Origin of the sequence: Luteibacter rhizovicinus (assembly GCF_004342265.1) — a bacterium.
Lineage (GTDB): Bacteria > Pseudomonadota > Gammaproteobacteria > Xanthomonadales > Rhodanobacteraceae > Luteibacter > Luteibacter rhizovicinus_B.
In genome coordinates this window covers 431514-458069 of the sequence record NZ_SMCS01000003.1, presented here as the reverse complement: position 1 = coordinate 458069, position 26556 = coordinate 431514, and the positions used below count along the sequence as shown (strand labels likewise).

Annotated in this window: 19 protein-coding genes and 2 tRNA genes; 17 read left to right on the top strand and 4 right to left on the bottom strand. The window is 63.3% G+C overall.

Annotated features, from left to right (window positions below):
• The first annotated feature begins 1 nt into the window (after position 1).
• Positions 2 to 1102 carry a 5-(carboxyamino)imidazole ribonucleotide synthase gene (locus EC912_RS10450; RefSeq protein ID WP_243649236.1) on the top strand — a complete coding sequence of 367 codons (1101 nt, stop codon included), beginning with the start codon at positions 2 to 4 and terminating at the stop codon, positions 1100 to 1102.
• Positions 1103 to 1351: 249 nt separating this feature from the next.
• On the opposite strand, the gene EC912_RS10445 is transcribed toward EC912_RS10450, so the two are convergent.
• Entirely contained in the window at positions 1352 to 1930 is a 579-nt protein-coding gene (locus EC912_RS10445) for a superoxide dismutase (RefSeq protein ID WP_132143650.1), read from the bottom strand.
• Between the two features lie 106 nt (positions 1931 to 2036).
• On the opposite strand from EC912_RS10445, the gene grxD reads away from it, so the two are divergent.
• From grxD to ppnN, 6 genes are all read left to right on the top strand, one after another.
• Positions 2037 to 2360 carry a Grx4 family monothiol glutaredoxin gene (gene grxD, locus EC912_RS10440; RefSeq protein WP_132143648.1) on the top strand — a complete coding sequence of 108 codons (324 nt, stop codon included), beginning with the start codon at positions 2037 to 2039 and terminating at the stop codon, positions 2358 to 2360.
• The gene (locus EC912_RS10435; protein WP_132143646.1) at positions 2357 to 3130 is read left to right on the top strand and encodes an SDR family NAD(P)-dependent oxidoreductase; all 774 of its coding nucleotides are present in this window, start codon (positions 2357 to 2359) and stop codon (positions 3128 to 3130) included. Before grxD ends, EC912_RS10435 begins: the two co-directional genes overlap by 4 nt.
• A gap of 37 nt (positions 3131 to 3167) precedes the next feature.
• Positions 3168 to 3764 carry a YhgN family NAAT transporter gene (locus tag EC912_RS10430; protein WP_132143644.1) on the top strand — a complete coding sequence of 199 codons (597 nt, stop codon included), beginning with the start codon at positions 3168 to 3170 and terminating at the stop codon, positions 3762 to 3764.
• Positions 3765 to 4015: 251 nt separating this feature from the next.
• Positions 4016 to 5728 (top strand): lysophospholipid acyltransferase family protein, encoded by a 1713-nt coding sequence (locus EC912_RS10425; RefSeq protein ID WP_132143642.1) that lies wholly within the window; start codon positions 4016 to 4018, stop codon positions 5726 to 5728.
• 271 nt (positions 5729 to 5999) lie between these two features.
• Complete coding sequence (locus EC912_RS10420) at positions 6000 to 9350, top strand: TonB-dependent receptor (protein WP_132143640.1); 3351 nt, start codon at positions 6000 to 6002, stop codon at positions 9348 to 9350.
• A gap of 164 nt (positions 9351 to 9514) precedes the next feature.
• On the top strand, positions 9515 to 10915 hold the full coding sequence (ppnN, locus tag EC912_RS10415) for a nucleotide 5'-monophosphate nucleosidase PpnN (RefSeq protein ID WP_132143638.1): 1401 nt from the start codon (positions 9515 to 9517) through the stop codon (positions 10913 to 10915).
• 33 nt (positions 10916 to 10948) lie between these two features.
• On the opposite strand, the gene EC912_RS10410 is transcribed toward ppnN, so the two are convergent.
• Complete coding sequence (locus tag EC912_RS10410) at positions 10949 to 11134, bottom strand: hypothetical protein (RefSeq protein ID WP_132143636.1); 186 nt, start codon at positions 11132 to 11134, stop codon at positions 10949 to 10951.
• A gap of 389 nt (positions 11135 to 11523) precedes the next feature.
• On the opposite strand from EC912_RS10410, the gene map reads away from it, so the two are divergent.
• Positions 11524 to 12270, top strand: a complete 747-nt coding sequence (gene map, locus EC912_RS10405) for a type I methionyl aminopeptidase (RefSeq protein WP_132143634.1) — start codon at positions 11524 to 11526, stop codon at positions 12268 to 12270.
• 58 nt (positions 12271 to 12328) lie between these two features.
• Here map and EC912_RS10400 read toward each other — a convergent pair.
• Positions 12329 to 12405: transfer RNA gene (locus tag EC912_RS10400), tRNA-Asn, on the bottom strand.
• A gap of 37 nt (positions 12406 to 12442) precedes the next feature.
• Positions 12443 to 12997: a GspH/FimT family pseudopilin gene (locus tag EC912_RS10395; protein ID WP_165973565.1), complete on the bottom strand. Its 555-nt coding sequence runs from the start codon at positions 12995 to 12997 to the stop codon at positions 12443 to 12445.
• A gap of 151 nt (positions 12998 to 13148) precedes the next feature.
• Here EC912_RS10395 and uvrB point away from each other — a divergent pair, with 151 nt between their 5' ends.
• The 9 genes from uvrB (at position 13149) to recD (ending at position 26349) form a co-directional block, all read left to right on the top strand.
• A complete protein-coding gene (gene uvrB / locus EC912_RS10390) occupies positions 13149 to 15176 on the top strand; it encodes an excinuclease ABC subunit UvrB (protein WP_132143877.1) in 2028 nt (675 codons plus the stop codon).
• Between the two features lie 76 nt (positions 15177 to 15252).
• Positions 15253 to 15327, top strand: a tRNA-Val gene (locus tag EC912_RS10385).
• A gap of 183 nt (positions 15328 to 15510) precedes the next feature.
• The gene (locus EC912_RS10380) at positions 15511 to 16074 is read left to right on the top strand and encodes a hypothetical protein (protein ID WP_132143630.1); all 564 of its coding nucleotides are present in this window, start codon (positions 15511 to 15513) and stop codon (positions 16072 to 16074) included.
• A complete protein-coding gene (locus EC912_RS10375; RefSeq protein WP_132143628.1) occupies positions 16071 to 16589 on the top strand; it encodes a hypothetical protein in 519 nt (172 codons plus the stop codon). Before EC912_RS10380 ends, EC912_RS10375 begins: the two co-directional genes overlap by 4 nt.
• A 14-nt stretch (positions 16590 to 16603) precedes the next feature.
• Complete coding sequence (locus EC912_RS10370) at positions 16604 to 16759, top strand: PhnA domain-containing protein (RefSeq protein ID WP_132143626.1); 156 nt, start codon at positions 16604 to 16606, stop codon at positions 16757 to 16759.
• 102 nt (positions 16760 to 16861) lie between these two features.
• Positions 16862 to 17281: a CopD family protein gene (locus tag EC912_RS10365; protein ID WP_132143624.1), complete on the top strand. Its 420-nt coding sequence runs from the start codon at positions 16862 to 16864 to the stop codon at positions 17279 to 17281.
• A gap of 67 nt (positions 17282 to 17348) precedes the next feature.
• A complete protein-coding gene (gene recC / locus EC912_RS10360) occupies positions 17349 to 20804 on the top strand; it encodes an exodeoxyribonuclease V subunit gamma (protein ID WP_243649221.1) in 3456 nt (1151 codons plus the stop codon).
• Positions 20801 to 24469, top strand: coding sequence for an exodeoxyribonuclease V subunit beta (recB, locus tag EC912_RS10355; protein WP_207906814.1), 3669 nt, complete (start codon positions 20801 to 20803; stop codon positions 24467 to 24469). The genes recC and recB overlap by 4 nt, the downstream gene beginning before the upstream one ends.
• Positions 24466 to 26349, top strand: a complete 1884-nt coding sequence (recD, locus tag EC912_RS10350; protein WP_132143622.1) for an exodeoxyribonuclease V subunit alpha — start codon at positions 24466 to 24468, stop codon at positions 26347 to 26349. The genes recB and recD overlap by 4 nt, the downstream gene beginning before the upstream one ends.
• Positions 26350 to 26556 lie beyond the last annotated feature (207 nt).

Below are 26556 nucleotides of genomic sequence, written 5' to 3'. Positions count from 1 at the left end.
TATGCTCAGCATCGCCGCCGCGCCGCTCGGGGTGCGTACGCTGGTCGTCGACAGCTCGGCGGATGCTTGCGCCGGTCAGGTGACCCAGTTGCTGGTCGCCGACTGGAACGACGATGCCGCGCTGGCTGACTTCGCCTCGCAGGTCGACGTCGTGACCTTCGATTTCGAGAACGTGCCGGCCGAGACGGCCGAGCGATTGGCCAGCCAGGTCGGCGTATTCCCGGCGCCGCAGGCGTTGGCTATCGCGCAGGACCGTCTTGCCGAAAAGACGCTTTTCCGCGAATGCGGCCTGAATACGCCGGAATTCATGCCGGTGGATACCCGCGAAGACCTTGACCGCGCCCTGGCTGTGGTCGGTGCGCCGGCCATTCTGAAGACGCGACGCCTGGGCTATGACGGCAAAGGGCAGTTCCGGCTGCGTTCGGCGGCGGACGCCGATGCCGCATGGGAAGCGCTGGGCGCGCCCGCGGCGGCCCATGGGCTGATTCTGGAAGCGTTCGTGCCGTTCGAGCGGGAGCTTTCCGTCGTGGCGGTGCGTGGCCGCCATGGCGAATTCCGCATCTGGCCGCTGACGCGCAACTGGCATACCGACGGCGTGCTGTCGCTTAGCCTGGCACCGGCGCCGGATACGTCCGACGCGCTGCACGAAGCCGCGACCGCTCATGCGCGGACGCTGGCCGAGCGCCTGAATTACGTTGGCGTTTTCGCGCTGGAGCTTTTCGTCCGCAACGGCGAGCTGCTGGGCAACGAAATGGCGCCGCGAGTGCATAACTCGGGGCACTGGACCATCGAAGGCGCGCATACCAGCCAGTTCGAAAATCACATTCGCGCCGTACTCGGCATGCCGCTGGGCGATACGGGAGCGCGCGGCTGCGCGGCGATGTTCAACTGGATCGGCGACATGCCCGATGCGCGTCCGGTGCTGGAAGCGGTCGACGGTCACTGGCACGACTACGGCAAGGAAGCGCGCGTCGGCCGGAAGGTGGGTCACGCGACGATTTGCGCGCCGGATGCCGGCTCGCTGCGCGAGCGGCTGGTGAGTATTGCCGGAGCGCTTGGGCGGGAAGAGCAGGCGCAGCCGGCGGTTGATTTGCTGGGCTGAGCGGGCGTCTGCTTCTTGCCCTTCCGTGGGAGCGCGCCTGCGCGCGAAAGCCTACGGAGCGGAGATGCCGTTCGTGACATCCGTAGCCTGTAGTTTGGGCTTGCGATGCGAGTATCGGGCTTCCTCGCTCCGTAGGCTTTCGCGCGCAGGCGCGCTCCCACAGAGAGCAGAGAGCAGAGATCAGGGATCAATATCCTGAGTAAATTCATGGCAAAAAAAGGGCGGCCGAGGCCGCCCTTTTTTTCGGAATCAGGCCAGGTTGCTGGCCGCGAATTCCCAGTTGACCAGGTTCCAGAACGCCTCCAGATACTTCGGACGGGCGTTGCGGTAGTCGATGTAGTAAGCGTGTTCCCACACGTCGGCGGTGAACAGCGGCTTGTCGCTGCCGGTGATCGGCGTGGCGGCGTTCGACGTGTTGACGATGCCGAGCGAGCCATCCGGGCGCTGCACCAGCCAGGTCCAGCCAGAGCCGAAGTTGCCGACGGCGCTCTTGGTGAATTCTTCCTTGAACTTGTCGAACGAACCGAAGGCCTTGTCGATGGCATCGGCCAGCTTGCCGCTGGGTGCGCCCGTCGACTTGGGCGACATCGAATTCCAGTAGAACGTGTGGTTCCAGACCTGGGCCGCGTTGTTGAAAATACCGCCCGACGACTTCTTCACGATGTCGACAAGGCCGGCGTTCTCGAACTCCGTACCCTTGATGAGGTTGTTGAGATTGGTCACATACGCCTGATGATGCTTGCCGTAGTGGTACTCGAGCGTCTCGGCCGAAATATTCGGCTCGAGGGCGTTCTTTTCATAGGGAAGCGGGGGAAGCTCGATCGCCATCAGGGGACTCCTTAGCGTTGGCTGGGGTTGAATAAGCGGAGCAGGGCGCGGGTGCGCTCACTGCTACACTACGGGACTATCAGCATTCTAATGATGAATTTGAGCTATGGACGTTGTCGATCAAATCAAGCGCATCATGAAAGATCATCCCATCGTTCTTTTCATGAAGGGCACGCCGGAATTCCCCATGTGCGGATTCTCCAGCCGCGCCGTCCAGGCTCTGGAAGCCGCCGGTGCAGCCTTCTTCGCGGTCAACGTGCTGGAAGAACCGCAGATCCGCGCCAGCCTGCCGCAGTATTCGAACTGGCCGACCTTCCCGCAATTGTTCATCCAGGGTGAACTGATCGGCGGGTGCGACATCATCGAGGATTTACACAAGGCGGGCGAGCTGAAGCGCATGGCGGCCGATGTGTCGGAGCAGGATTCGTGAGCGGGCTTGTGTCCTCGCGTCTGCCGTCGGAGTTCGCGCCCGCGGCGGACTCGCTGAGCGGTCGCGTGATCCTGGTTACCGGCGTAACGGGTGGCCTTGGTGGCGAAGTGGCCCGCGCCGCGGTACGCGCGGGCGCCACCGTGGTGATCTCCGGCCGCAAGCTGCGTTCGCTCGAAAAGCTGTATGACGAACTCGTCGCGCTGGGTGGCCCGCAGCCGGTGATCCATCCGCTGGATCTGGAAAGCGCGACGCCGGCCGACTATGCCGCGCTGGCCGATGGCATCGAGGCGGACCTGGGCAGGCTCGACGGCATCGTGCATGCCGCCGCGCATTTCAACGAGCTGACGCCCATCGCCATGCACAAGCCGGACGATTGGCTGCGTGCCATGCAGGTCAATGTATCGGCGCCGTTCGCGCTTACCCAGGCATGCATGCCGTTGCTCAATGCGGCGCCGGACAGCGCTGTCGTCTTCGTGCTCGACGACGCGGACCTGGTGTCGCGCGCGCATTGGGGTGCTTACGGCGTGTCGAAGGCTGGTCTCGAGCGCATGGCCACGATCCTGCACGCGGAAAACGGCAAAGGCACCCTGCGCATCCACGCGCTGCTGCCCATGCCGATGCGCACGTCGTTGCGCCGCTCCGCTTATTACGGCGAAGACACCTTGCAGAAACCGCAGCCGACCGAAGCCGCCGAGGCGGCGGTGTGGCTGCTGTCCGCCGGGGGTGCCGCCGCTCGCGGCAGCATCCTCAACCTGCGCGACGCCCACTGAGCATCCTTAAAGGAGGAAGCATTCCATGGAAGCGCAGATGACCACGTTGTCCGCAGGAATCCTGCTGTTCCTGATCATGGACCCGCTGGGCAATATCCCGTTGTTCCTGGCCCTGTTGAAAGACGTGCCTCCGCAGCGGCGCCGCAAGGTCATGGTGCGCGAGCTGCTGATCGCGCTGTTCGTGCTGGTGGCCTTTCTGCTCGGCGGTCAGTACATCCTCAAATTGCTGCAGCTGCGGCAGGAGTCGGTAAGCATCGCCGGCGGCATTGTGCTTTTCCTTATCGGTATCCGGATGGTGTTCCCGCCTGTCGATGGCGGCGTGTTCGGTAAGCCGGGTGAGGGCGAGCCCTTTATCGTGCCCATGGCGATCCCCGGCGTGGCCGGGCCGTCGGCCATGGCGGCGTTGCTGCTCCTGACCAATTCGCAGCCCGGACGCACGGCCGAGTGGGGGATGGCGCTGTTCCTGGCGTGGCTGGCCACGGCGGTGATCCTGCTGAGCTCCACTTATCTGTTCAAATGGCTGGGCGAAAGCGTGCTCACGGCCATGGAGCGCCTGATGGGCATGCTCCTCATCGCGCTATCCGTGCAGATGTTCCTGACCGGGCTGTCCGCCTACCTGCATACCGGGGTCTGACGGCTTTTTCGGCCCCTTCGACCTCATCCGGCCCCTAACGATCACCTTGCTGTCATAATTGGGCAGCAGCATGCCGGGGAGTGGCCGGGATGGGCCGTACGGCGGGGAGGTTGTCTGGACCAGCGAAACAAAGCCATGCCGATACACGACCCGGTTCGTGCGACATCGACGAAAAGGATGTCCGCCTTTATGTTCCGTCACGCAAGATGCGCCCCGGGCCACGACGGCCGTTCAAATTCAAGGAGCAGGTCATGCTGAGTATCGAACAGGCTCTTACCGATCGTATTCCGTGGCTGGCGCAGCATCCACGCATCTTCAAGCCCGTGGCCGGCATGCTGGAAAAGCTGGCCCACGAAACCCGCTTCAACCAGACGCTGGATCATGCCGGCACGGCGCAGGGTTTCGACTTCTGCGAGCGCACGCTGGACTATCTGGGCGTCAGCTGCCGCGTCACCGAACGCGAGCGCGAGAACATTCCCGTCGAAGGTCCGCTGATCGTCGTCGCGAATCATCCGCTTGGGATGGTCGACGCCATCGCGCTGTTGCAGTTGATCGGTTCGGTGCGTCGCGATGTGCGCATCCTGGGTAACGACGTACTCGCGGCGGTGCCGCAACTCGGCCCGCTGCTGTTGCCGGTCGACGTCTTCGGCAAGGGCGCAGCGTCGAAAATGCGCGGTATTTTCCGTGCCCTAGAAGCGAACGAAGTCCTGGTTATTTTCCCTGCCGGCGAAGTGTCGCGCGTCCGTCCCGGCGGCGTGCGCGACGGGCAGTGGTCCGACGGTTTCGCGCGCATCGCCATGCGCATGGGCGTGCCCGTGCTGCCCGTGCATATCGCCGCGCGCAACTCCGCGATGTTCTATGGCTTGTCGATGCTGGCGAAGCCGCTGGGCACCGCCATGCTGCCGCGCGAAGCCACGGCGCAGCGTCGTCAGCGCGTGGGCTTCCGTATCGGCGCGCTGATCGGTGCCGACGAACTCAAGCTTCGCAGCGGCGGTTCCGCCGAGCGTGCGGCGAAGCTGATGCGTCGCCACGTTTATCGCGTGGGCCGTCATCGCGGCCTGATCTTCGGCGGACAGACGCCGCTCGCCCATCCCGAACCGGTCGAGCGAATCGTTGCCGATCTGGCGAAGGCCGAGGTGCTGGCCGATCTGCCGGACAACAAACAGATTCTGCTCCTGCAGGGATCGGTCGACAGTCCCGCCTTGCGCGAAATCGGACGTCTGCGCGAGCTGACGTTCCGTCGCGTGGGCGAGGGGACCGGCATGCGCCGCGATCTGGACGCCTACGATCCGCATTACGAACACCTTGTGCTGTGGGACGCCAAGGCGTTGCGCATCGTCGGTGCGTACCGCTTCGGGCACGGCGGCAAGTTGATCGGCGAGCGGGGCATGTCCGCGCTGTATACGTCGAGCCTCTTCGATTATTCGCCGGCGCTCGAATCGCGCCTGGCGCAGGGTCTGGAGCTGGGTCGCAGCTTCATCGCTCCGGCGTACTGGCGTTCGCGTGCGCTGGATCAGCTGTGGCAGGGCATCGGCCTGTATCTGCAGCGTCGTCCCGAATTGCGCTACCTGTTCGGTCCCGTGAGCATGTCGGTCAGCATGCCGCGCGAAGCCCGCGAATGGATTGCCGCTGCCCATCAGCATTACTTCGGCGTCTCGGGCCTTGCCGCCGCGCGGCAGCCGTTCGTCATCTCGCCAGCCGTCATCGACGTCGTGCGCGCCGAACTGGCGGGCCTCGACCCGGCAACGGGCCTGGTTCGCCTCAAGCATCGTCTGGACGCCCTTGGCGTGACCCTGCCGGTGCTTTATCGCCAGTACGTCGACCTGGTCGATCCGGAAGGCGTGCAATTTCTTGACTTCGGCGAGGATCCCGGCTTCTCCGGATGCGTCGACGGATTGGTTATGCTTGATCTGGCTTCTCTCAAGCCTGCGAAACGCGCCCGGTACCTGGGTAAAAATTCTTAGGAATCAGTCTTATGCGGCCAGGGGTGCTGCCGCATGAAAAAGTGGTATTTCGTAGATTTGGCGTGAAACGGTTACAAATCTGTCATACAATGCCGTTAAAGTCGGCTTAACAACTTGCGCGTCATCCATAGGAACGTGATCGGCATCACGGGCGCGGTGTAAGTCAGATAGTTGGGGAATAGCCCGAAGACCCGAAATGCCTGGCCCTTGCCAGGCATCGGCGTCGTCCGGCCAAAAAAATCTCGTTAAGAAGCCACAGGGTCGACCATTAATGAATAGCCGAATCCGCGCCAAACTGTTGCCGCTCGCCATCGCATCGCTGCTGGCCGCCGCTCCCGCTTTCGCCCAGGACACCTCGTCCGCTATCGCCGGCCGCGTCGTCGATGCGAGCGGCAAGCCGGTTGCCAATGCAACCGTGCGCGTCGTCCATGAACCGTCGGGCACCACCAAGGTCGTAACCACCGATGCCGACGGTCGTTACGCCGCGCAGGGCCTGCGCGTCGGCGGTCCGTTCGATGTGACCGCAACCAATGCCAGTGGCCAGTCGGTCGCCGAGCAGCACGACGTCTACCTGCAGCTTGCGCAGACCTCGTCGATCAACCTCAGCGCCGCCACCGCCGCTTCGGCGTCCGCGCAGGCGCTCGAAGGCGTGACGGTGTCGGCCAGCACGCTCGGTCAGACGTTCACGCCGGAAAACAAGGGCATCAGCACGAACATCTCGCGTCGCGAGATCGAAGCGCAGCCGACCCCGGGTCGTTCGATCCAGAACATCGTCCGCATGGATCCGCGCATCGTCATCTCCGACCGCGACCGCGGCGAGATTTCGGCCGTGGGCCAGAACAGCCGTTACAACAACATCACGGTCGACTCCGTCAGCGCGAACGATCCGTTCGGCCTGAACGCGAACGGCCTGCCGACACTTGGCACGCCGATCTCGCAGGACACGATCGAGGAATACAACATCTCGACGGCCAACTACGACGTGGCCACCCGCCGCGGCGTGGGCGCCATCGTCAATGCCGTCACCAAGAGCGGCACGAACGAGTTCCACGGTTCGACGTACTACGCGTTCCAGAACCGCGACGACATGATCGCCGACTACAACAACCAGTCGTACGGCGGCTTCCGTCGCCAGTGGACGGCCGGTGCGACGTTGGGCGGTCCCATCATCAAGGACAAGCTGTTCTTCTTCGCTTCGTACGAGAAGAGCAAGCAGATCGGCCCGTCGTCGCAGTACGGCGTGCAGGGTTCGGGTGCGGCGACCGAGGTCAAGGGTCTGAAGCAGAGCGATGTCGATCAGATCACCAACATTGCGAAGGGCATGGGTCTTGATCCGGGCTCGACCAGCGGCGGCAACAGCGATCTGCAGGACAAGCGTTACCTCGCCAAGATCGACTGGAACATCACGGACAACCACCGTGCCAGCTTCACGTACAACCAGACCAAAGAAAACAAGCCCATCATCACGGGCACGAACACCACTCTGGTGCTGTCGAGCGGCTGGTACAAGACCAACGTCGACAACAAGGGCTATGCACTGCACTTCTACGACGACTGGTCCGATGTCTTCTCGACCGACACGACCATTTCGTACTCGGACTTCAATCAGGTCCGTGGTCCGTACAACGGCGTTAACGCGCCGGATATTACGGTTCGTCCGACGGGTCAGGGTTCCAGCACATCGCAGCCCGGCGTCGAGTTCGGTACGGAGTATTCCAGCCAGGCCAATATCCTGCGCGTGAAGACGTTCAACGCCGCGTGGGCCGGTACCCTGTATCTCGGCGACCACACCCTTAAGGGTGGTGCCGATTTCGAACGCGGCAACTACTACAACCTGTTCCTGCAGAACGCGTTCGGTAGCTATATCTTCAATAGCATCGCGGACTTCCAGAAGGCGGCCACCAGCCCGACCGGCACGTACTTCCAGTATCGCTACAACGCGCCGGCGCCGGGTTTCGGTCTGAACGACGTTGCCGCGAACTTCCAGATGAAGAACTACGGTATCTTCCTGCAGGACACTTGGGCGGTAACGCCTAACCTGTCCGTGCAGTACGGCTTCCGTGTCGACATCCCGCGCACGAGCGACAAGCCGACATACAACTCGTGCTTCAACGCTGCGCCGGGTGTGGCTTTTGCCGACCCCAGCATCAACTGCGCTGTTTCGGGCGGCTACGGTCAGGGCGGTTTCGGCCAGACGAACCAGTACACGATCAACGGCAACCGTCAGGTTCAGCCGCGCATGTCGTTCAACTACAACTTCAACACCGAACGCATGATGCAGCTGCGTGGTGGCGCCGGCCTGTTCATCGCCAGCCCGCCCAGCGTCTGGCTCGGCAACATCTATCAGAACACGGGTGTGCAGCAGGTGCAGTACAACTGCGGTACGACGCAGACGTCCTGCAACACGTTGGCTCAGCTGCCTGCATTCAGCGCCGATCCGAACAACCAGAATGCTCCGGGCCGCAACCCGGTCCTGGGTCAGAACGGCGCGACGATGACGGTCAATACCGTCTCGCAGAACATTCAGCTGCCCAGCGTCTGGAAGATGTCCATCGGCCTCGACAAGGAGCTGCCGTGGTGGGGCCTGATTTTCACGGCCGACTACGAGCACCTGAAGAACCGCAACGCGATCTTCTATACCGATCTGAACATCGGTACGCCGACGGGTACGCTGCCCGATGGCCGTAACGTTTACCTGAAGACGTGGAATGCAAGTCCGAACGCGACAGGCAATACGGCTCGCGCCAACTCGAACAAGTCGTTCTCCGACGCCGTCATCAACCTGGGTAACAGCAGCCGCGGCAGCGCGGACAGCCTCGCCCTGTCGTTGAAGAAGACGTTCAACCAGGACCTCTTCGGCATGATCGGCTTCACCTGGAGCCGCTCGACCGAACTGAATCCGGGTACGTCGAGCGTCGCGCGTTCGAACTTCAGCAACAACGTGTGGGTCAACCCGAACACCGAAAATGCCGAGACCTCGAACTACTCGGTGCCTAAGCGCGTCATCGCTTCGCTGACCTGGCAGCATCGCTTCTTCGGCGACTACGCGACCAGCGCGTCGATGTTCTACGACGGTCACTCCGGTGCTCCGTACAGCTGGCGCTTCGGTAACGACGCGAACGGCGACGGTTTCGTCTCCGACCTCGCGTATATCCCGAAGCGTGGCGAAGTGGCCTTCACCGCCAATACGCCGCAGTCGGTTCGTGATTCGTTCTTCAACTACATCGAGAACAACAGCTACCTCAACGATCACTCTGGCTCGGTTGCTCGCCGCAACGGCGCTCGTTCTCCCTGGATCAACCAGATCGACCTGAGCTTCCGTCAGGAAATCCCGGGCCTGTTCAAGGGCAACAAGGGCGAGATCCGTTTCGACATCTACAACGTCGGCAACATGATCAAGAAGTCGTGGGGCGTCGATCACCGCGCCAGCTTCCCACTCGTCCGCAACCTGGCCGACGTGGCCGGTGTGAACGCGCAGGGTCAGTACATCTACGACCTCAGCAAGTCGACCTACCAGGACGGCAACGGCAACTACAAGCCGCTTGACCTCCCGCGCGCCGACGAGCTGAACGGCCCGACCCAGCGCTGGTCGGTGCTGGCGACGCTGAAGTACACGTTCTAAGTCATTGGCTTTACAGCGATAGGAATGCCGGTGTCCGAAAGGGCACCGGCTTTTTTTTGCCTGTCTTTGCCTTGACCCAGGCCAAACCACGCGTGATCCTATGCGGTCGGCTCCCGTACCGGAGCCGGGTTCGCCGCTAAGACGCGGTCAGGAGAAGTAATTCGATGAATGCATATCAAGCGGTGGCGCCAGTGTCGGGTAAGACGGTAAGTGCCCGTATCTCGCCGGCCGGTGGTCTCGACATCCTTTCCCGCAACGAGGTTGCGCGCCTGCGCGACGCGAGCGGATCGGGCCTGCATGCGCTGCTGCGGCGCTGCGCGCTGGCGGTACTCACGTCGGGCAATCTCAGTGACGACCCGGGCACCATCTTCGAGCAGTACCCGAACTTCGATATCCAGGTGTTGCAGGAAGATCGCGGCATCAAGATCGAGCTGAAGAACGCGCCGGATCAGGCGTTCGTCGATGGCCGCATCATCCGCGGTATCAACGAGCTGCTGGTCGCTGTCGTGCGCGATATCGTCTATGTCGCCGCGCAGCTTGAATCGGGCGGTTTCGATCTGGACGATACCGTCGGTATCACCCACGCGGTTTTCGAGATCCTGCGCAACGCGCGCATGATGCGTCCGCAGGTCGATCCGAACCTGGTGGTGTGCTGGGGCGGTCATTCGATCAATCGCGACGAATACGAATACACCAAGCGCGTCGGGTATCAGCTCGGCCTGCGCGGCATGGATATCTGCACGGGTTGCGGCCCGGGCGCGATGAAGGGCCCGATGAAGGGCGCGACCATTGCGCACGCCAAGCAGCGTCGCCGCAACAATCGTTACATCGGCATCACGGAGCCGGGCATCATCGCCGCGGAGTCGCCGAATCCGATCGTGAACAACCTCGTGATCATGCCGGACATCGAGAAGCGTCTCGAAGCGTTCGTGCGTCTGGGGCATGGCATCATCGTTTTCCCGGGCGGCGTCGGCACGGCAGAGGAAATCCTCTACATGCTGGGCATCCTGCTGCATCCGGACAATCAGGGGCGTCCGTTCCCGCTGATCTTCACGGGGCCGCGTGCGTCCGCCGCCTATTTCGAGCAGATCGACCGTTTCCTGCGGCTGGCGCTCGGCGACGAGGTGGCGAAGTATTACCAGATCATCGTCGACGATCCGGCGGCAGTGGCGCATGCAATGGTTGCGGGCATCGACAAGGTGCGCAATCACCGCCTCGATAACAAGGACGCGTTCTTCTTCAACTGGGCGCTGAATATTCCTCTCGCCTTCCAGCGTCCGTTCCGTCCGACGCACGAAGCCATGGCGGCACTTGCACTGCATCGCGGCCGTCCGCGTCATGAGCTGGCGGCCGATCTGCGTCGCGCGTTCTCGGGCATCGTCGCGGGCAACGTGAAGGAGGAGGGCGTTCGCGCCATCGAGCAGAACGGCCCGTTCGTGATCGACGGCGAAGCCGACATCATGCGTGCGCTGGACGATCTGCTTAAAGCGTTCGTCGTGCAGCACCGCATGAAGCTGCCCGGCGGCTCCGCGTACGAACCCTGCTACGTCGTTCGCACAGCGTAATAAGCGGGGCGCCGCGCAATGCGGCGCCCCGATTCAGCGGCGATGAGGATCCAGCCGATCGACGATCGCCTGGACTTCCGAGGCGACCGCCGGCGCTGTCGCTCCCCGCGCTTTGAAGCGCCAGCCGCGCACTTCGATCGTTGCGAAGTACTCGTCGCGTTCGGTGTCGTAGCGGATATCGGCCCGGCATCCTTTGTACACAAATACCTTCTCGCTCATGGGCACTCCCGCCATTCCGTTGGCGAATACCTTGGAGTGTTGCGTGTGCCTATTCGGTGATGGATAGCAGACTGTTCGCTGAACGTGGATGGACGACGCGTCGTCCCGCTCACCTCACTGAAACGCGCAGGGGACGAGGATGTTCCGTGAACTGAGGAGGTGAGCGATATGGCGCACGAACATCGCAAAGTACGAGAGACGGATAAGGGCGCGCCTGTGCCAGAGCCCGACGATTATGCGGACAGGCCCATCGAGAAGCCGGGTCCTGATCCGGATACGGATGGCGTGCCTTCGGCATAGCTGTGGTGGCAAAAAATTCAGTTCTTACAATCGGATACCAGATCGTGTATTCAGCACATAGACTGCAGGCCCACTATCTGGCCGCGTCCATGACGATCCAAACTCCGGAAGAACTCGCCGGTCTGCAGCGTGTAGGTAAGCTCGTCGCTCGTGTACTCGATGCGATGCAGCGTCATGCGCAGCCTGGCATGACGACGTTGTCGCTCGATCAATACGGCCGTCGGCTGTTGGAACAGGCTGGCGCGCGCTCCGCACCCGAACTGACCTATAACTTCCCCGGTGCGACCTGCATCAGCGTCAACGAGCAGCTTGCCCATGGCGTGCCGGGAAGTTATCGGCTGCAACATGGCGATCTGGTCAATGTCGACGTTTCCGCCGAACTGGATGGTTTTTTCGGCGATACGGGCGGGAGTTTCGTTCTGGGAACGCCTACCGATGCCCAGCGTCGCGTCTGCGTCGGTGCGAAGGCGGCGCTGCAGGCAGCGCTCGATCAGGTGCGCACCGGTGCGCCGTTGAGGGGCATTGGCGCGGCGATCGAGCGAACGGCCCGCGCTCACGGGCTGCAGTGCGTGCGCAATCTCGGCAGTCATGGCGTGGGTCGCGCGTTGCACGAAGAGCCCGAATTTATTCCGGGCTTTGACGATCCCCGCGAGCGTCGACGCCTGCACGAAGGACAGGTTATTACCATCGAACCGTTCCTCTCGACAGGAGGACGTTGGGCACATGACGGCGATGATGGCTGGACCTTGTACGGGGAGCCCGGACATATAGCCGCTCAGTACGAACATACGTTGGTAGTGACGCGGGACGGTCCGTTGCTTATGACGGTTCCGTAGATAACCCCTGCTATAGACAAAAGAAAAAGGCCTGCATCTCTGCAAGCCTTTTCTTATATGGCGCCCGAAGCTGGACTCGAACCAGCGACCCCCTGATTAACAGTCAAGTGCTCTAACCAGCTGAGCTATTCGGGCAGCGAGTCGCGTATTTTGTGGAACTGTCGGGTGGGTGTCAAGAGTCTGGTTCATCGAAATGTGCAACTTTCTGCACGCAGTGCCGTATCTCTTCGTCCGTAGCGCGCTCGCTGCGGGCCCGGCCGGACATGGCGATCCTGACGACTTCCGCGTGGACCGCCTTGCCGGGCGCGCAGATGGCGATGGTCAGATTGGTGCCGGAGGCCGCTCCCTTGGGGGTGAATGCGGGCAATGTCCTTCGCTTTAGCGTGATTGCCTGAATTCCCCGGGGCAGGGGCTGGCGTATCCGCCAGGGCGACCATTTGTCAGCACGCTCCACCTCGATACTCCAGCCCTGTTGCCAGTCGCGTGAGGATGGCTCGCAGTGCCGTTGCGCATCGTTGGGGCAAATCCGTACTTTTGTTCGGCCGAATAGCGCCATGGCGCGCGCCTGTTGTACGGATTCCAGCAGGGCGTCGCGAACGCTCCGGATCCGCCATTCCGCGCTCATTCGCGAAAGAGACGGCGCAGCCATCGCGACGAGCATGCCTACGATGGCCAGCGCCACCATGAGTTCGATCCAGGTGAAGCCTTGCTGGCGCTTGCGATCCACGGCCCTGACTTCCATGTGAAAGCGGCCATCCTCGCTTGGCGGCCAGGGGCAGGGCATCGGGCTAGCGGCCTGAGGCGGGCGTGACAAGGCCCCCACACTCGGTGGGCATTCTCGATTTAAACTCAGGGGCCGAGCCCCCATGTCAGCCGCCATGACCGACCGATTCCAGCTCGTTTCCCCTTACAAGCCGTCGGGCGATCAGCCCGAAGCGATTCGTCGACTGACCGATGGTTTCGAGTCGGGCCTCGCCGCCCAGACCCTGCTCGGCGTGACCGGTTCCGGCAAGACTTTCACCATTGCGAACGTCGTCGAGCAGATCCAGAAGCCGACGCTGGTGCTCGCGCCGAACAAGACGCTGGCGGCGCAGCTATATGGCGAGTTCAAGGAGTTCTTCCCGCATAACGCGGTGGAGTACTTCGTCAGCTATTACGACTACTACCAGCCCGAAGCCTATGTGGTCGCGTCGGATACCTTCATCGAGAAGGACGCCAGCATCAACGACCACATCGAACAGATGCGGCTCGCGGCGACGAAGGCCCTGCTGTCGCGCAAGGATTCGTTGATCGTGGCCACCGTGTCCGCGATCTACGGTCTGGGCGATCCGGAGGATTACCTCAGCCTGCGCCTGATCCTCGCGCGCGGCGAGCGGATCGAGCAGCGTGCACTGATCCGCCAGCTGACCGAGCTGCAGTACTCGCGCAACGAAATGGAGCTGCGTCGCGGTACTTATCGCGTGCGCGGCGAAATCGTGGATGTCTTTCCGGCCGAGTCGGAAACCGAAGCGCTTCGCATCGAACTGTTCGACGGCGAGGTCGAGAACCTGTCGCTGTTCGACCCGCTGACCGGCGAAGTGCTGCGCAAGGTGCCGCGTTATACGGTGTATCCGAAAACACATTACGCGAGTACCCGCGAAAGTGTGCTCAACGCGATGGAGACCATCAAGGTCGAACTGTCCGAGCGTCTGGAGCAGCTGTATCGCGACAACAAACTCGTCGAAGCGCAGCGCCTGGAACAGCGCACGCGTTTCGATCTGGAGATGATGCTGGAAGTGGGTTACTGCCAGGGCATCGAGAACTACTCGCGTCATCTGACACGTCGCGGTGCCGGCGAGCCGCCGCCGACCTTGTTCGATTACCTGCCGCCGGACGCCTTGATGGTGGTCGACGAATCGCATGTCACGGTGCCGCAGCTGGGCGCCATGTACAAAGGCGACCGGTCGCGCAAGGAGACGCTGGTGGAGTTCGGTTTCCGCCTGCCGTCGGCGATGGACAATCGTCCGCTACGTTTCGAAGAATGGGAGCGTCGTGCGCCACGTGCCATTTATGTGTCGGCCACGCCGCGCATGTACGAACTGGATCGCTCGGACGACAATATCGTCGAACTGGTCGTGCGCCCGACCGGCCTGATCGATCCCGAGGTGGAAGTGCGGCCGGTGCGTACGCAGGTCGACGACCTGCTCGGCGAGATTCGCAAACGCGTCGCGATAGGCGACCGCGTATTGGTGACGACGCTGACCAAGCGCATGTCGGAAAACCTCACCGATTATTTGTCCGAGCACGACGTGAAGGTCCGCTATCTCCACTCGGACATCGAAACGGTGGAGCGTACGGAAATCATTCGCGACCTCCGCCTGGGCGAATTCGACGTGCTGGTGGGCATCAACCTCCTGCGCGAAGGTCTCGACATGCCCGAGGTGTCGCTCGTGGCGATCCTGGATGCCGACAAGGAGGGCTTCCTGCGCTCGACCGGTTCGCTGATCCAGACCATCGGCCGTGCGGCGCGTAACGTGCGCGGCAAGGCGATTCTCTACGCCGACGAGATTACCAAGTCCATGAAGGCGGCGATCGACGAAACCGCCCGGCGCCGCGAGAAGCAGGTCGAATACAACGAGGCCAACGGCATCACCCCCACGACGGTGGTCCGGCGCATTGCCGACATCATGGAGGGAGCGCGTGCCGATGTGGGCTCGCGCGGCGGCCGTGGCGGGAAGCAGGCCAAGGAACGTCGGAAAATTGCGGAAGAGGCCGCCGATTACGCCGCGCTCAGCCCCGAGCAGGCCTCATCCGCCATCAAGAAGCTTGAGGCGAAGATGTATAAGCACGCGGAAAACCTGGAGTTCGAGGAAGCGGGCAAAATCCGCGACGAAATCCACCGCTTGCGGGAGCGGGCGCTGCGCTGACCGGTTTTGCCGGGAAAAAAATCCGGCGGACCTCTTGCGAAGGCCCTGGACGGCCGGTAAACTGCGCAGCTCTTCCGGGCGGTTAGCTCAGCGGTAGAGCACTACCTTGACATGGTAGGGGTCACAAGTTCGATCCTTGTACCGCCCACCACTTTCTGCAGGAAAGTGGGAAGAAGCCAGAAAGACCAGCAAAGAGGAGCCAGCGATGGTTCCTCTTTTCGTTTGTGGTCTCTGAGACGTCCGGGTTGTTCATGCGAGGAATGTGACGCTTTCCGTCGTCGCGTATCCGCCATGCGGGCACGATGCGTGCCTCCTCGGCAAACGGAAGTCACGCATGAAGTTACTTTTTGCAACGACCATGGCGGCATTCGCCGCGTTCGATGCGCCTGTCGTCGGCGCCACGTCGTTCAGTACTGGCACTAGCTATACGGAAGAAGTGCTTTCCGTCGCTCCTTTCCGTGTTCGTTATCGTCTTGCCGGCCAGACGCCCCACGGGCCGGACGACCTGGGGCGGCTTGGGCTTTCGGGGGATGGCACGGTGGTTTATGCCGTGGCGGGCAAGGAAATCATGCTGCATTCGCGGGCGCTCGTCGTCGCGGGTCCGGCATCCTATGCATGGGGTTTCGACCCAGCCGTCGACGCCGATCCCACCCATCCGATCCGTTCGGTTTCGAGTGTTGCCGGCGGAGGCTTCGATATCGAAATGCATGGTGAAGTCCCCAGCCTTCGCCTCTCAAGCGAATTCGTCGTAGAGCTGAAGCCTGGCTTCTTCCACGATCCCTCGCTCGTTCGTTTGCAAATGGTCTATCTGGCCGATCCGAACGCACCATACATCGATGTCTTTCTTCGCGCGGACGGCACTCAATCGGTTTTTTCGGGATGGGAGCCGCGGCTATGAAGATGCTTGCCGTAGCCACGATTGCCGCTTTTTCGTTTTCAGCTTCCGCCGAGGAGGCATTCAGCGAATACTCGACGTACACGGAAGAGGTGGTTTCCGTGGCGCCATACCGGATTCGTTACCAGCTTTCGGGCATGTCGACACACAGTCCCGAATCGTTAGAAGGGCTCGGACTGTCGGATGACGGTCTGCTTGTCTACAGTATCGGCGACAAAGCGGTCCGTGTAGCGTCGTGGACGCTGTTCATCAGTCCACCTGCCCTCTATTCGTGGGGCTTCGATCCGTTCACCGACGAGGATCCGACCCAGCCCGTGCGCTCGATTTCCGATGGGGCGGAGGGTAGCTTCAGCTACAACTTTGCCGGATTTGCTCCCCGCTTCAATCTTTCCAGCGAATTCGTCGTCGAACTGAAGCCCGGTTTTTTCCACGATCCTTCGCAGGTCCGTCTGGAAATGCACTATCTCAAGCGGCCTGGTGAAGCGCCGTACGTCGACGTTTTCGTTCCTGGCAGCTAGTCCGTTCGGTCACCGTGATCAAGGATCTGAAGGTCAAGGGCGCCTCGTTGACGCTCAAGCGCGGCAAGCTGTTCAGGGGTATCCACCTCACCGACGACAAGGCGGCCGTCGAGGTTCGCGAGGGCAAGAGCGTACTGGTGCTGAAGACCGAGTTCCTCAAGAAAGCCTGACACGGTGGGGCGCTCCTGCAGGATGAGGCAAGCGTTTCGGGGTGTTGCCCCAGGGCCCCCGGCCGGGGCGGTACACTTCGGTTTTATTCGTCGGAGCGCGCCGTGGCCTATCAGTGGATCAAGTCCCTGCACATCCTCTTCGTCATGGCCTGGATGGCGGCGGCTTTCTATCTGCCGCGCATCCTGATCAACCTGGCTGAAGCGGGCGACGAACCGGCGGTGCGTGCACGGCTGGATCTGATGGGGCGCCGGTTGTATCGCTTCGGGCACATCATGTTCGGCTTCGCGCTGATCTTCGGCCTGACGCTCCGGCTGTATTTCGGCATTGGCGGTGGCTGGTTGCACGCGAAACTGACCCTCGTGGTCATCCTGTTCATTTCCTACATCCTGTCGGGACGCATGTTGAAGCGGTATGCCGCCGGCGGTGCCTTGCCCGTCGTGCGCACGCTGCGCATCCTCAACGAACTTCCGGTGTTCCTGCTGCTGGCGATCATCTTCCTGGTGATCGCCAAGCCGTTCTGACGATCGCGGAATCCAAGACCGTCCGGGGCGACCATGGGCGGGCCACGAGGTCATACGGAGCCTGGACTTGATCGAGCGCAGCGAGGCGGTAACGCCGGGATTCATGGTTCTTCACGGCAATCGCCTGGAGGAACTGCGCGACGTGCTCGCGGCCTGGCTACAGCGCGAGCCGCTGGCGCCGCTGGAGAACGAGGTCGTCCTCGTCCAGAGCAACGGTATTGCCCAGTGGTTCAAACTGGCGCTGGCGCGCGACCGCGATACGGGAGGCCTCGGTATCAGCGCGGCGGTGGACGTGCAGTTGCCCGGGCGTTTCCTCTGGGTGGCCTATCGCGCCGTCCTGGGCCGCGACGCCGTGCCGCCGGAATCGCCATTCGACAAGTCGCGCCTCGTCTGGCGGTTAATGCGATTGCTGCCGCATCGTCTCGACGAGCCCGTGTTCGCGCCGCTGGCCGCGTTCCTCGGCGGCGACGACGATGCGCGTAAGCGCTACCAACTGGCCGAACGTCTCGCCGATCTTTACGACCAGTACCAGGTTTACCGGGCGGACTGGCTCGACGATTGGGCGGCTGGCGAGGACGTACTTCGCGACGATGCTCGCGGCAGCCGCCTCGCCATGCCGCCGAACGATCGCTGGCAGGCCGCGTTGTGGCGCGTGCTGCTGGAGGACGTCGGCCCCGACGCTGCGCACAGCCATCGCGCGGCGGTACATCAGGCGTTCCTGCATGCGGTAAGCACGGCGGATAGCCGTCCGCGCGCGCTCCCGCGACGCATCGTCGTTTTCGGTATGTCGTCCCTGCCGCGACAGACGCTGGAGGCGTTGTCCGCGCTATCCCGCTGGTGTCAGGTGCTGATGGTCGTGATGAATCCGTGCCGGCATTACTGGGCGGACATCGTCGAAGATCGCGAACTGCTGCGCGCCGAGCGCCGCCGTCAGACGCAGAAACCGGGGATGCCGGCGCTGCCTTCCGGCGACGACCTGCATTTGCACGCGCATCCGCTGCTCGCGGCATGGGGGAAGCAGGGGCGCGACTATATCCGCCTGCTGGACGAATTCGATCACGCGGACGGTTATCGCGAGCGGTTCACGGCGTGGGAGCAGCGCATCGACCTGTTCGACGAACCGGAGGGACAACATCTGCTGGCGCAGGTGCAGCGCGCGGTGCTCGATCTGGAACCGTTGCCTGTCGACGACGCATCGCGTCCCGTGGTGGCTATCTCCGATACGTCGATCGCCTTCCACGTCGCGCACGGTCCGCAGCGAGAAGTGGAAATCCTGCACGACCAGTTGCTGGCGCGCTTCGCCGACGCGGCGAGCCGTGGCGATCCGATCATGCCGCGCGATGTCATCGTCATGGTGCCGGATATCGAAACCTACGGACCGCACATCGAGGCGGTATTCGGCCGCATCGATCGCGACGATCCGCGATTCATTCCCTTCAGCGTCGCCGACCGTACCGCGCGCGGCACGGTGCCGCTGGTGATGGCGCTGGATATGTTGCTCGGCATGCCCGAATCGCGCTTCACCGTCAGCGATGTGATCGACCTGATCGATGTCGCCGCCGTTCGCGCGCGCTTTAATCTGGACGCCGCCGCATTGCCTGTCCTGCATCGCTGGATCGAAGGCGCCGGTATTCGCTGGGGACTGGATGCGGCGCAGCGTTCCTCGCTGGACCTGCCCGCCGTGACGCAGAACACCTGGCTCTTCGGCTTGCGTCGCATGTTGCTGGGTTATGCCGTGGGCTCGGGCGAGGCCTGGGGCGATATCGAACCCTATGACGAGGTCGGTGGCCTCGACGCCGCGCTTGTCGGCCCGCTGGCCGATCTGCTCGATCGTCTCGCCGTGCACTGGGCGGCGATGACGACGCCTGCCACGCCGGAGGAGTGGGGCGTGCGTCTGCGTGCGCTGCTTGGCGACTTCTTCAGTGGTATCGACCGGGAAGATGCCGCACGGATCGTCCGTCTCGAGGATGCGCTGGAACAATGGCAGCGCGCCTGCGCGGACGGCGGTCTGGTCGAGGCGCTTCCGCTGGCCGTGGTCCGCGAAGCATGGCTGACCCTGTTCGACCAGGGGTCGCTATCGCAGCGTTTTCTCGCCGGCGCCGTGAGTTTCGGCACGCTGATGCCGATGCGTGCGATTCCGTTTCGTGTCGTATGCCTGCTGGGGATGAACGACGGGGACTATCCGCGTGCCCGTCCACCCATGGATTTCGACCTGATGTCGCGGGCGGGTGCATGGCGTCCCGGCGACCGGTCGCGTCGCGAGGACGACCGCTATCTTTTCCTCGAAGCGTTGCTTTCCGCCCGCGACGCGCTGCACATCGGCTGGGTGGGGCGAAGCGCGCGGGACAATTCCGAACGCGCGCCCTCGGTGCTGCTCGGGCAGCTGCGCGACTATCTCGCGGCGGGCTGGCGTGGTGCGGCGTCCGACGACGTGCTGGCCCAGCTCACGGTGGTTCATCCGCTGCAGCCCTTCAGTCGCGACTATTTCGTTGGCGGCGATGCCCGCCTGTTCACTTATGCGCGCGAATGGCGACAGGCGCACGAAGCGGCCGCGGTCGCATCCGTCGATGCGTTGCCGCCGCTGGTTGTCGAAGGGCCGGTGTCGTTAGGGGTGCTGCGGCGATTCCTCCGCCATCCCGTACGCGAATTCTTCAATCTGCGTCTGGGCGTTCGCTTCGATCTGGACGATGTCGGTAACGACGATATCGAGCCATTCGTCGCCAACGGCCTCGACCGGCACACCATGGCGGACACGTTGCTGCGCGCCGCATTGCGTGGCGATGCAGCAACAGCGGAAGCGGCCATCGCCGATGCCGCGACGGCGCTGCGCCGGCAAGGTGTGTTGCCGCTCGCCGGATTCGCGACACCGGTACTGCGCGATATCGAGGCGACAGCCACGGCGGTGCACGCGCGATATCTGACGGCTTGCCGCGCATGGCCGAACGACGCCGGCAAGCGTGAGCTTCGCGTCGTAGTCGGGGATGTCGTCATCGAGGACTGGCTGGCCGATCTGCGTTCCAGCGCGGCGAACGAGCTTGCATCGTTCATTCTTTCGCCCTCGTCGGTACTCGATACGGAGGGCAAGCCGAAGTGGCATCGGCTGCTGGCGCCTTGGGTCGACCATCTCGTTGCGCAAGCGGCAGGCATGGCCTTGCAGACGCGCTTTATCGGACCCGACGCTACCGTCGTTCTCGATCCGGTCGACACGGACATGGCGCGCGCGATGCTCCAGACATTGATCGCGGCATGGCGCGAAGGCATGCGTGGGCCGTTGCCGGTTGCCGCGAAGACGGCGCTGGCCTGGGTGGCGGCGGAACGGCCGGACGATCCGCAGAGTGGTCGCGACGCGGCACGTGCGACGTATGAATCGTCCAGCGACTGGCGCCGCGGCGAAGTGGATGACGACCCCTATCTCATTCGCAGCTATCCGGATTTCACGTCGCTGGATCGCGCCGGTCTTTCGCGCTGGCTGGCACCGTATCGCGATGTGTTCGACATCGCGCGCGTGGAGGGCGGCGCATGAGCGCCATGGAAATCCTGCGTCCGCTGGAGCTTCCGCTTGCGGGCGTCCGGCTCATCGAGGCCAGCGCCGGCACGGGCAAGACCTGGACGATCGCGGCACTCTACGTGCGCGCCGTACTCGGTCACGGACTGCGCGAGCCGCTGCTGCCGCCGCGCATTCTTGTCGTCACGTTTACGGAAGCCGCCACGCAGGAATTGCGCGAACGTATCCGCGCACGGCTGGTTCATGCGGCGCGTGCGTTTCGCGGGCGCGCAAAACCGGATGAATTTCTTGTCGATCTGATGGCGGCATATCCCTCGGAACAGCACGCGGGATGTGCACGACAGCTCGAGCTGGCAGCGCAGTGGATGGACGAAGCCGCCATCTTCACCATTCACGGATGGTCCCAGCGCATGCTTACCCAGCATGCGTTTGGCAGCGGTCACCCTTTCGCGCAGACGCTGGAACCGGAAGATGGCGAATTGCTCGCCGAGTGCGTTCGCGATTACTGGCGCCAGACCTTCTACCCGTTAGCCGACGCCGAAGTGGAAGCCGTACTTTCCGAATGGTCGTCGCCCGACGCCTTGCTGCGGTCGCTTCGGCCGCTGCTCTCGCGTGGCGAGGCGACCCTGCTTGTCAACGGCGAGCCGCTACCCGCGGCGGACGATCTGCAGGCATTGTTCGCCGATCGCGCTCGCTGGCGGCAAGAGGACGAGGCGCGCGCATCGGACGCACGGGCATCCTGGTTGGCCGATGCTGCACGTATCGAGGCGTTGCTTACAGAGGCGGTCCGCAATAAGACGCTGCATAACGGTTGGTACAAGCCCGACCGTGTGGCAGCCGAACTGGTGGCGATGCGGCATTGGGCCGCGACCGGCGATATGGCCGGTGTGGACCCCGCACGCTTCTCGGTATCGCGACTTGCGAAGGCCACGGGCAAGAAAGCCGTACGGCCCGAGCATCCCGTGTTCGCCGCGCTGGAGCATTGGGCCGAAGGCCGCGCGGCACGTCCCGAAATCCGGCATGCCGTGCTGGCCGATGCGCTCGACCGGGTGCGCGAACGCTTCGAGGCCCAGAAGCGTCGCCGCGCGCAGATGGGTTTCGACGATCTTCTGTTGCGGCTGGATCGCGCACTTGCCGGACCCGCCGGGCCGGAACTGGCCGGCACGATTCGCGAGCAGTATCTGCTGGCGCTGATCGATGAGTTCCAGGACACCGATCCGCTGCAATACCGGATTTTCCGCGCCATCTACATGCACGAATCGACCGGAGCCGGCACGGCGTTGCTGCTTATCGGCGACCCGAAGCAGGCGATCTACGCTTTTCGCGGCGCGGATATCCATACTTACCTGGGAGCGCGCGACGAAGCCATGTCGCCGCGCTACGGGCTCGATACGAATCATCGCTCGACGCATGCCATGGTAGCCGCGGTCAATGCGGTATTCGCGCATGGCGAACGGCATGCGACCGGCGCGTTCCATTTCGACGATCGGGGCCTGCCGTTCGCTTCCGTCCAGGCGAAGGGGCGCGACGAGCGCTTCGTCGTTCACGGCACGGAGCAGAAAGCGCTGACTCTCTGGCTGCTCGACGACGAGGCGCCGGTCGGCGTGCGCGACTATCGCGCACAGATGGCCGAAGCATGCGCGAGCGAGATCGTGCGGCTGCTCACCGCCGCCGATGAAGGGCAGGGAGGCTTCGTCGATGCGTCCGGCGTGCTGACGCCGTTGCTCCCGCGCGATATCGCCGTACTCGTTCGCAGTCATGTCGAAGCTGCGGAGATTCGCAGTGCGCTATCCGCACGCCGTGTCCGCAGCGTATTCCTGTCGGATCGCGATTCGGTGCTCGACAGTCAGGAAGCCCGCGACGTGCTGTTCTGGTTGCGCGCCTGCGCCGAACCGGCGTCCGATCGCCATATGCGTGCGGCGCTCGCTACCCGGACGCTGGCGTTGGGTCTGGGTGAGCTGGCGCGGCTCAACGCGGACGAACGGCATTGGGAACGTCGCGGTCGCGAATTTCTCGAACTGCGCGATACATGGCAGCAGCGCGGCGTGCTGGCCATGCTGCATCGGCTGCTGCACATTTTCGACCTGCCGTCGCGGTTGCTCGCCAGCGACGGCGGCGAGCGTGCGTTGACCAATCTGCTGCATCTGGCTGAATTGTTGCAGCAGGCGGCCTCGACGCTCGACGGTGAGCTCGCGCTTATTCGCTATCTGGGCGAGGCGCTTTCGGACGCACGGGCTGCGACGGGCGACGAAACCATTGTGCGTCTGGAAAGCGATGCCGATCTGGTGAAGGTCGTCACCGTGCACAAATCCAAAGGACTCGAGTACCCACTGGTTTTCCTTCCCTTCGTTTGTGCGTTCGGCAGGTCGTCGGGTGGCGGTTACCGTTATCACGATGCGGAAGCCGGTACGCGTATCGAACTGCTCGGTGCTTCCGCCAGCGACGCCGGGGATGGTGTCGCGCACGCCAAGGAGGCAGCGGAGCGCGCGGCGCTGCAGGAAGATCTTCGACTCCTGTACGTCGCACTTACGCGTGCGCGTCATGCGTGCTGGCTCGGCATCGCGCCGGTCTGCGCGCAACGGGCGAACAAGCCGCAATTGCACAAGAGTGCATTCGGCCACCTGCTGACGGGGGGCGCGGAAATCGACAACGGGCAGATCGCCGGTTTGCTAACGGCGCTTGCCTCGGGTGAGCCCTCCATCGCCGTGACTTACATGCCCGCGCCGGACGATCGTGCATTCTCGCCGCGTACCGCGCTTCCGGTGCCGGGCCCCGCGCGTGTAAGTACGCTTCCGCCGCCCCCGCGCTGGTGGATCGCAAGCTACAGCGCGTTGCGCCACGGGGACGAGCCGGTTGCCGACTATCCGGCGCCGGATACGCCCGAGGAAGATATCGTCGCCGAGTACGTGAGCGAACTTGTCGAGCCGGCAAGGGAAAGCCAGGGTATCCATGCATTCCCTCGGGGTGCCGAGCCGGGCACCTTCCTGCATGACCTGCTGGAATGGATCGCGGAAGAAGGCTTCGCCCATGTCGCCGCCGATCCCGCTGGCCTGCGCGATGCGGTGGCGCGCCGTTGCGAGCGACGCGTCTGGACGGCTTTCATCGAACCGCTTTATGAGTGGCTGTTCGCGTTGCTGACGACACCGCTGGCCTTGCCCGATGGCGGTGCCGTGACGCTGGCGTCTCTCGACGACCCGATGCGCTATCGCGCCGAACTCGAATTCTGGTTCGAAGCCCGCGACGTCGATACGCGTGAACTGGACGCCATCGTGGTTCGTCACACGCTGGATGCGGCGCGCCGTCCGCCGCTGGACGCGGATCGCCTGAATGGCATGCTCAAGGGCTTTATCGATCTGATCGTCGAACACGACGGGCGCTACTATGTGGTGGATTACAAGTCGAACTGGCTGGGTGCCGACGAGCACGCTTATACGCCTGCAGCTATGCGTGCGTCGATTCTCGAATCGCGCTACGAGCTGCAGTACGCCATCTACCTGCTTGCGCTGCATCGCCAGTTGCGGGCGCGTCTTGGCGACAGTTACGACTACGACCGTCACGTGGGTGGGGCGGTTTATCTCTATTTACGCGGCATCGACGGTAGCGGGATGGGCGTTCATACGGAGCGGCCGCCGCGTGCGATGGTAGAGGCGCTCGATGCGCTATTTGCAGGGAGCGGCGTATGACGTCATTCATCGACGACTGGCTTGGCGAGCGTGTCGCGGACGAACGGCTTCGTCCGCTCGATCGTGCCTTCGCGCGTTTCCTCGCGACGCTGGATGAAGCCACCGATCGCCGGGTGCTGATGGTAGCCGCGCTGGCAAGCAGGCAGCTCGGCGACGGACACATCTGTGTGGATATGCTCGAGCTTGCGCGAGACGAGGGTTCGACGTTCGACGGATGGGATGCGTGGCTGCTCCGGTCGGCGCTCGTAGGGCGTGCTGGCGAGGCTGGCAATGCGCCGCTGGTGCTGGATGGCCAGCGTCTGTATCTGCGCCGTTACTGGCGTTACGAAGGCGACGTCGCCGCGATTATCGGTCGGCGTCTTGGACCGGCTATCGAAGCGCAGGGCCTGTCGGCCGAACTGACGCGGCTTTTCCCGCGCAATGGCGATAGGCGCGATTGGCAGAAAATCGCCTGTGCGATTGCGGCGCGCAGTGCGTTCTCCGTCATTACGGGTGGGCCCGGCACGGGCAAGACGACGACTGTCGTGCGCCTGCTCGGCTTGCTCCAGACGTTGGCGTTACGTTCGGGAGAGCCGCGTTTGAGGATTCGGCTGGCCGCGCCGACGGGCAAGGCGGCTGCCCGGCTTAACGAATCGATTGCCGGGCAGATCGAGCGGCTGGCTGTCGACGACGACGTGAAAGCGGCGATCCCGGCCGAAGTCACGACCTTGCATCGCCTGCTCGGCAGTCGGCCGGATACGCGTCATTTCCGGCATAACCGCGACAATCCGCTGCATCTGGACGTGCTGGTCGTCGACGAGGCGTCGATGATCGATCTGGAAATGATGGCCGCCGTGCTGGACGCCTTGCCCGACGACGCACGCTTGATCCTGCTGGGCGACAAAGACCAGCTGTCGTCGGTGGAAGCTGGTGCGGTGCTGGGCGATCTGTGCGCGCGAGCGGAAGTGGGTCACTACTCCATGGAGACCGGTGCTTGGATAGCACGGACGTGTGCCGAGACCATCGACGAGTGGGTCGATCCGGCGGATGCGCGCGCGCTCGATCAGCACGTGGTCATGCTGCGCGAAAGCCATCGATTCGGTGCGGGTAGCGGCATCGGCGCGCTGGCGACGGCGGTGAATGCGGGCGACGTGAAGCGCGTTGGCGCGGTGCTGGCGGAAGACCATGCCGATCTTCATACGGCCGGTGCGATGTCCATCGCCGCGATCGCCGCACTGGCCATCGACGGACGCGGCGATGCAGTCGGATACGGGGCGTATCTGCAGTGGATGCATGCGCATCGCCCGTCCATCGATGCGTTGCCCGGGGATGTCGATGCCTGGGCGCGCGGTGTACTGGATGCCTTCGCGAATTTTCAGCTCCTGTGCGCTGTGCGGCATGGCGACGAGGGCACGACGGTATTGAACGAAGCCATTGCACACGCTCTTCGCGAAAGGGATCTGATTCCCTCCGGTCAGGGCTGGTACGAAGGACGTCCCGTGCTGGTGGCGCGCAACGATTACGGGCTCGGCCTTATGAATGGCGATGTCGGGATCGCGCTTGCCGTTCCGGACGGGCAGGGCGGTACGACCTTGCGTGTGGTGTTCCGCGTGGCAGCCGAAGCTGGCGGCGACCGGATTCGCTACGTGGTGCCCAGTCGTCTGGCGTCCGTGGAAACCGTGTTCGCCATGACGGTGCACAAGTCGCAGGGTTCCGAATTCGTACACGCGGCGCTGGTGCTTCCCGCGCAGATCAGTCCGGTGCTTACACGAGAGTTGCTCTATACGGGCGTGACCCGTGCGCGTCGGCATTTCACGCTGCTGGCCTCGCGCGAGGTGCTGGATGTGGCGGTAACGCGCAGGACAAGACGCTCGTCCGGCCTGCTGGAACGACTGTTGTAGGAGCCCGCGCGTTGCGTTGCTTTAGCTTTGCTTTCTGTGGGAGCGCGCCTGCGCGCGAAAGCCTACGGAGCTATGATGCCGGTGGTTTGGGTCGCAAGCCCAGAATCCAGGCTTGCGATCGTCATGCCCGGCTTCTGCGCTCCGTAGGCTTTCGCGCGCAGGCGCGCTCCCACAGAGAGCCAGAGAGCCAGGGCGGCGCTAGGCCAT

Excerpts from the sequence above, each read along its gene's own strand:
- EC912_RS10450 (WP_243649236.1), top strand. The coding sequence starts at position 2 with ATGCTCAGCATCGCCGCCGCGCCGCTCGGGGTGCGTACGCTGGTCGTC.
- EC912_RS10445 (WP_132143650.1), bottom strand. The coding sequence starts at position 1,930 with ATGGCGATCGAGCTTCCCCCGCTTCCCTATGAAAAGAACGCCCTCGAG.
- grxD (WP_132143648.1), top strand. The coding sequence starts at position 2,037 with ATGGACGTTGTCGATCAAATCAAGCGCATCATGAAAGATCATCCCATC.
- EC912_RS10430 (WP_132143644.1), top strand. The coding sequence starts at position 3,168 with ATGACCACGTTGTCCGCAGGAATCCTGCTGTTCCTGATCATGGACCCG.
- EC912_RS10425 (WP_132143642.1), top strand. The coding sequence starts at position 4,016 with ATGCTGAGTATCGAACAGGCTCTTACCGATCGTATTCCGTGGCTGGCG.
- EC912_RS10420 (WP_132143640.1), top strand. The coding sequence starts at position 6,000 with ATGAATAGCCGAATCCGCGCCAAACTGTTGCCGCTCGCCATCGCATCG.
- ppnN (WP_132143638.1), top strand. The coding sequence starts at position 9,515 with ATGAATGCATATCAAGCGGTGGCGCCAGTGTCGGGTAAGACGGTAAGT.
- EC912_RS10410 (WP_132143636.1), bottom strand. The coding sequence starts at position 11,134 with ATGAGCGAGAAGGTATTTGTGTACAAAGGATGCCGGGCCGATATCCGC.
- map (WP_132143634.1), top strand. The coding sequence starts at position 11,524 with ATGACGATCCAAACTCCGGAAGAACTCGCCGGTCTGCAGCGTGTAGGT.
- uvrB (WP_132143877.1), top strand. The coding sequence starts at position 13,149 with ATGACCGACCGATTCCAGCTCGTTTCCCCTTACAAGCCGTCGGGCGAT.
- EC912_RS10380 (WP_132143630.1), top strand. The coding sequence starts at position 15,511 with ATGAAGTTACTTTTTGCAACGACCATGGCGGCATTCGCCGCGTTCGAT.
- EC912_RS10375 (WP_132143628.1), top strand. The coding sequence starts at position 16,071 with ATGAAGATGCTTGCCGTAGCCACGATTGCCGCTTTTTCGTTTTCAGCT.
- recB (WP_207906814.1), top strand. The coding sequence starts at position 20,801 with ATGAGCGCCATGGAAATCCTGCGTCCGCTGGAGCTTCCGCTTGCGGGC.
- recD (WP_132143622.1), top strand. The coding sequence starts at position 24,466 with ATGACGTCATTCATCGACGACTGGCTTGGCGAGCGTGTCGCGGACGAA.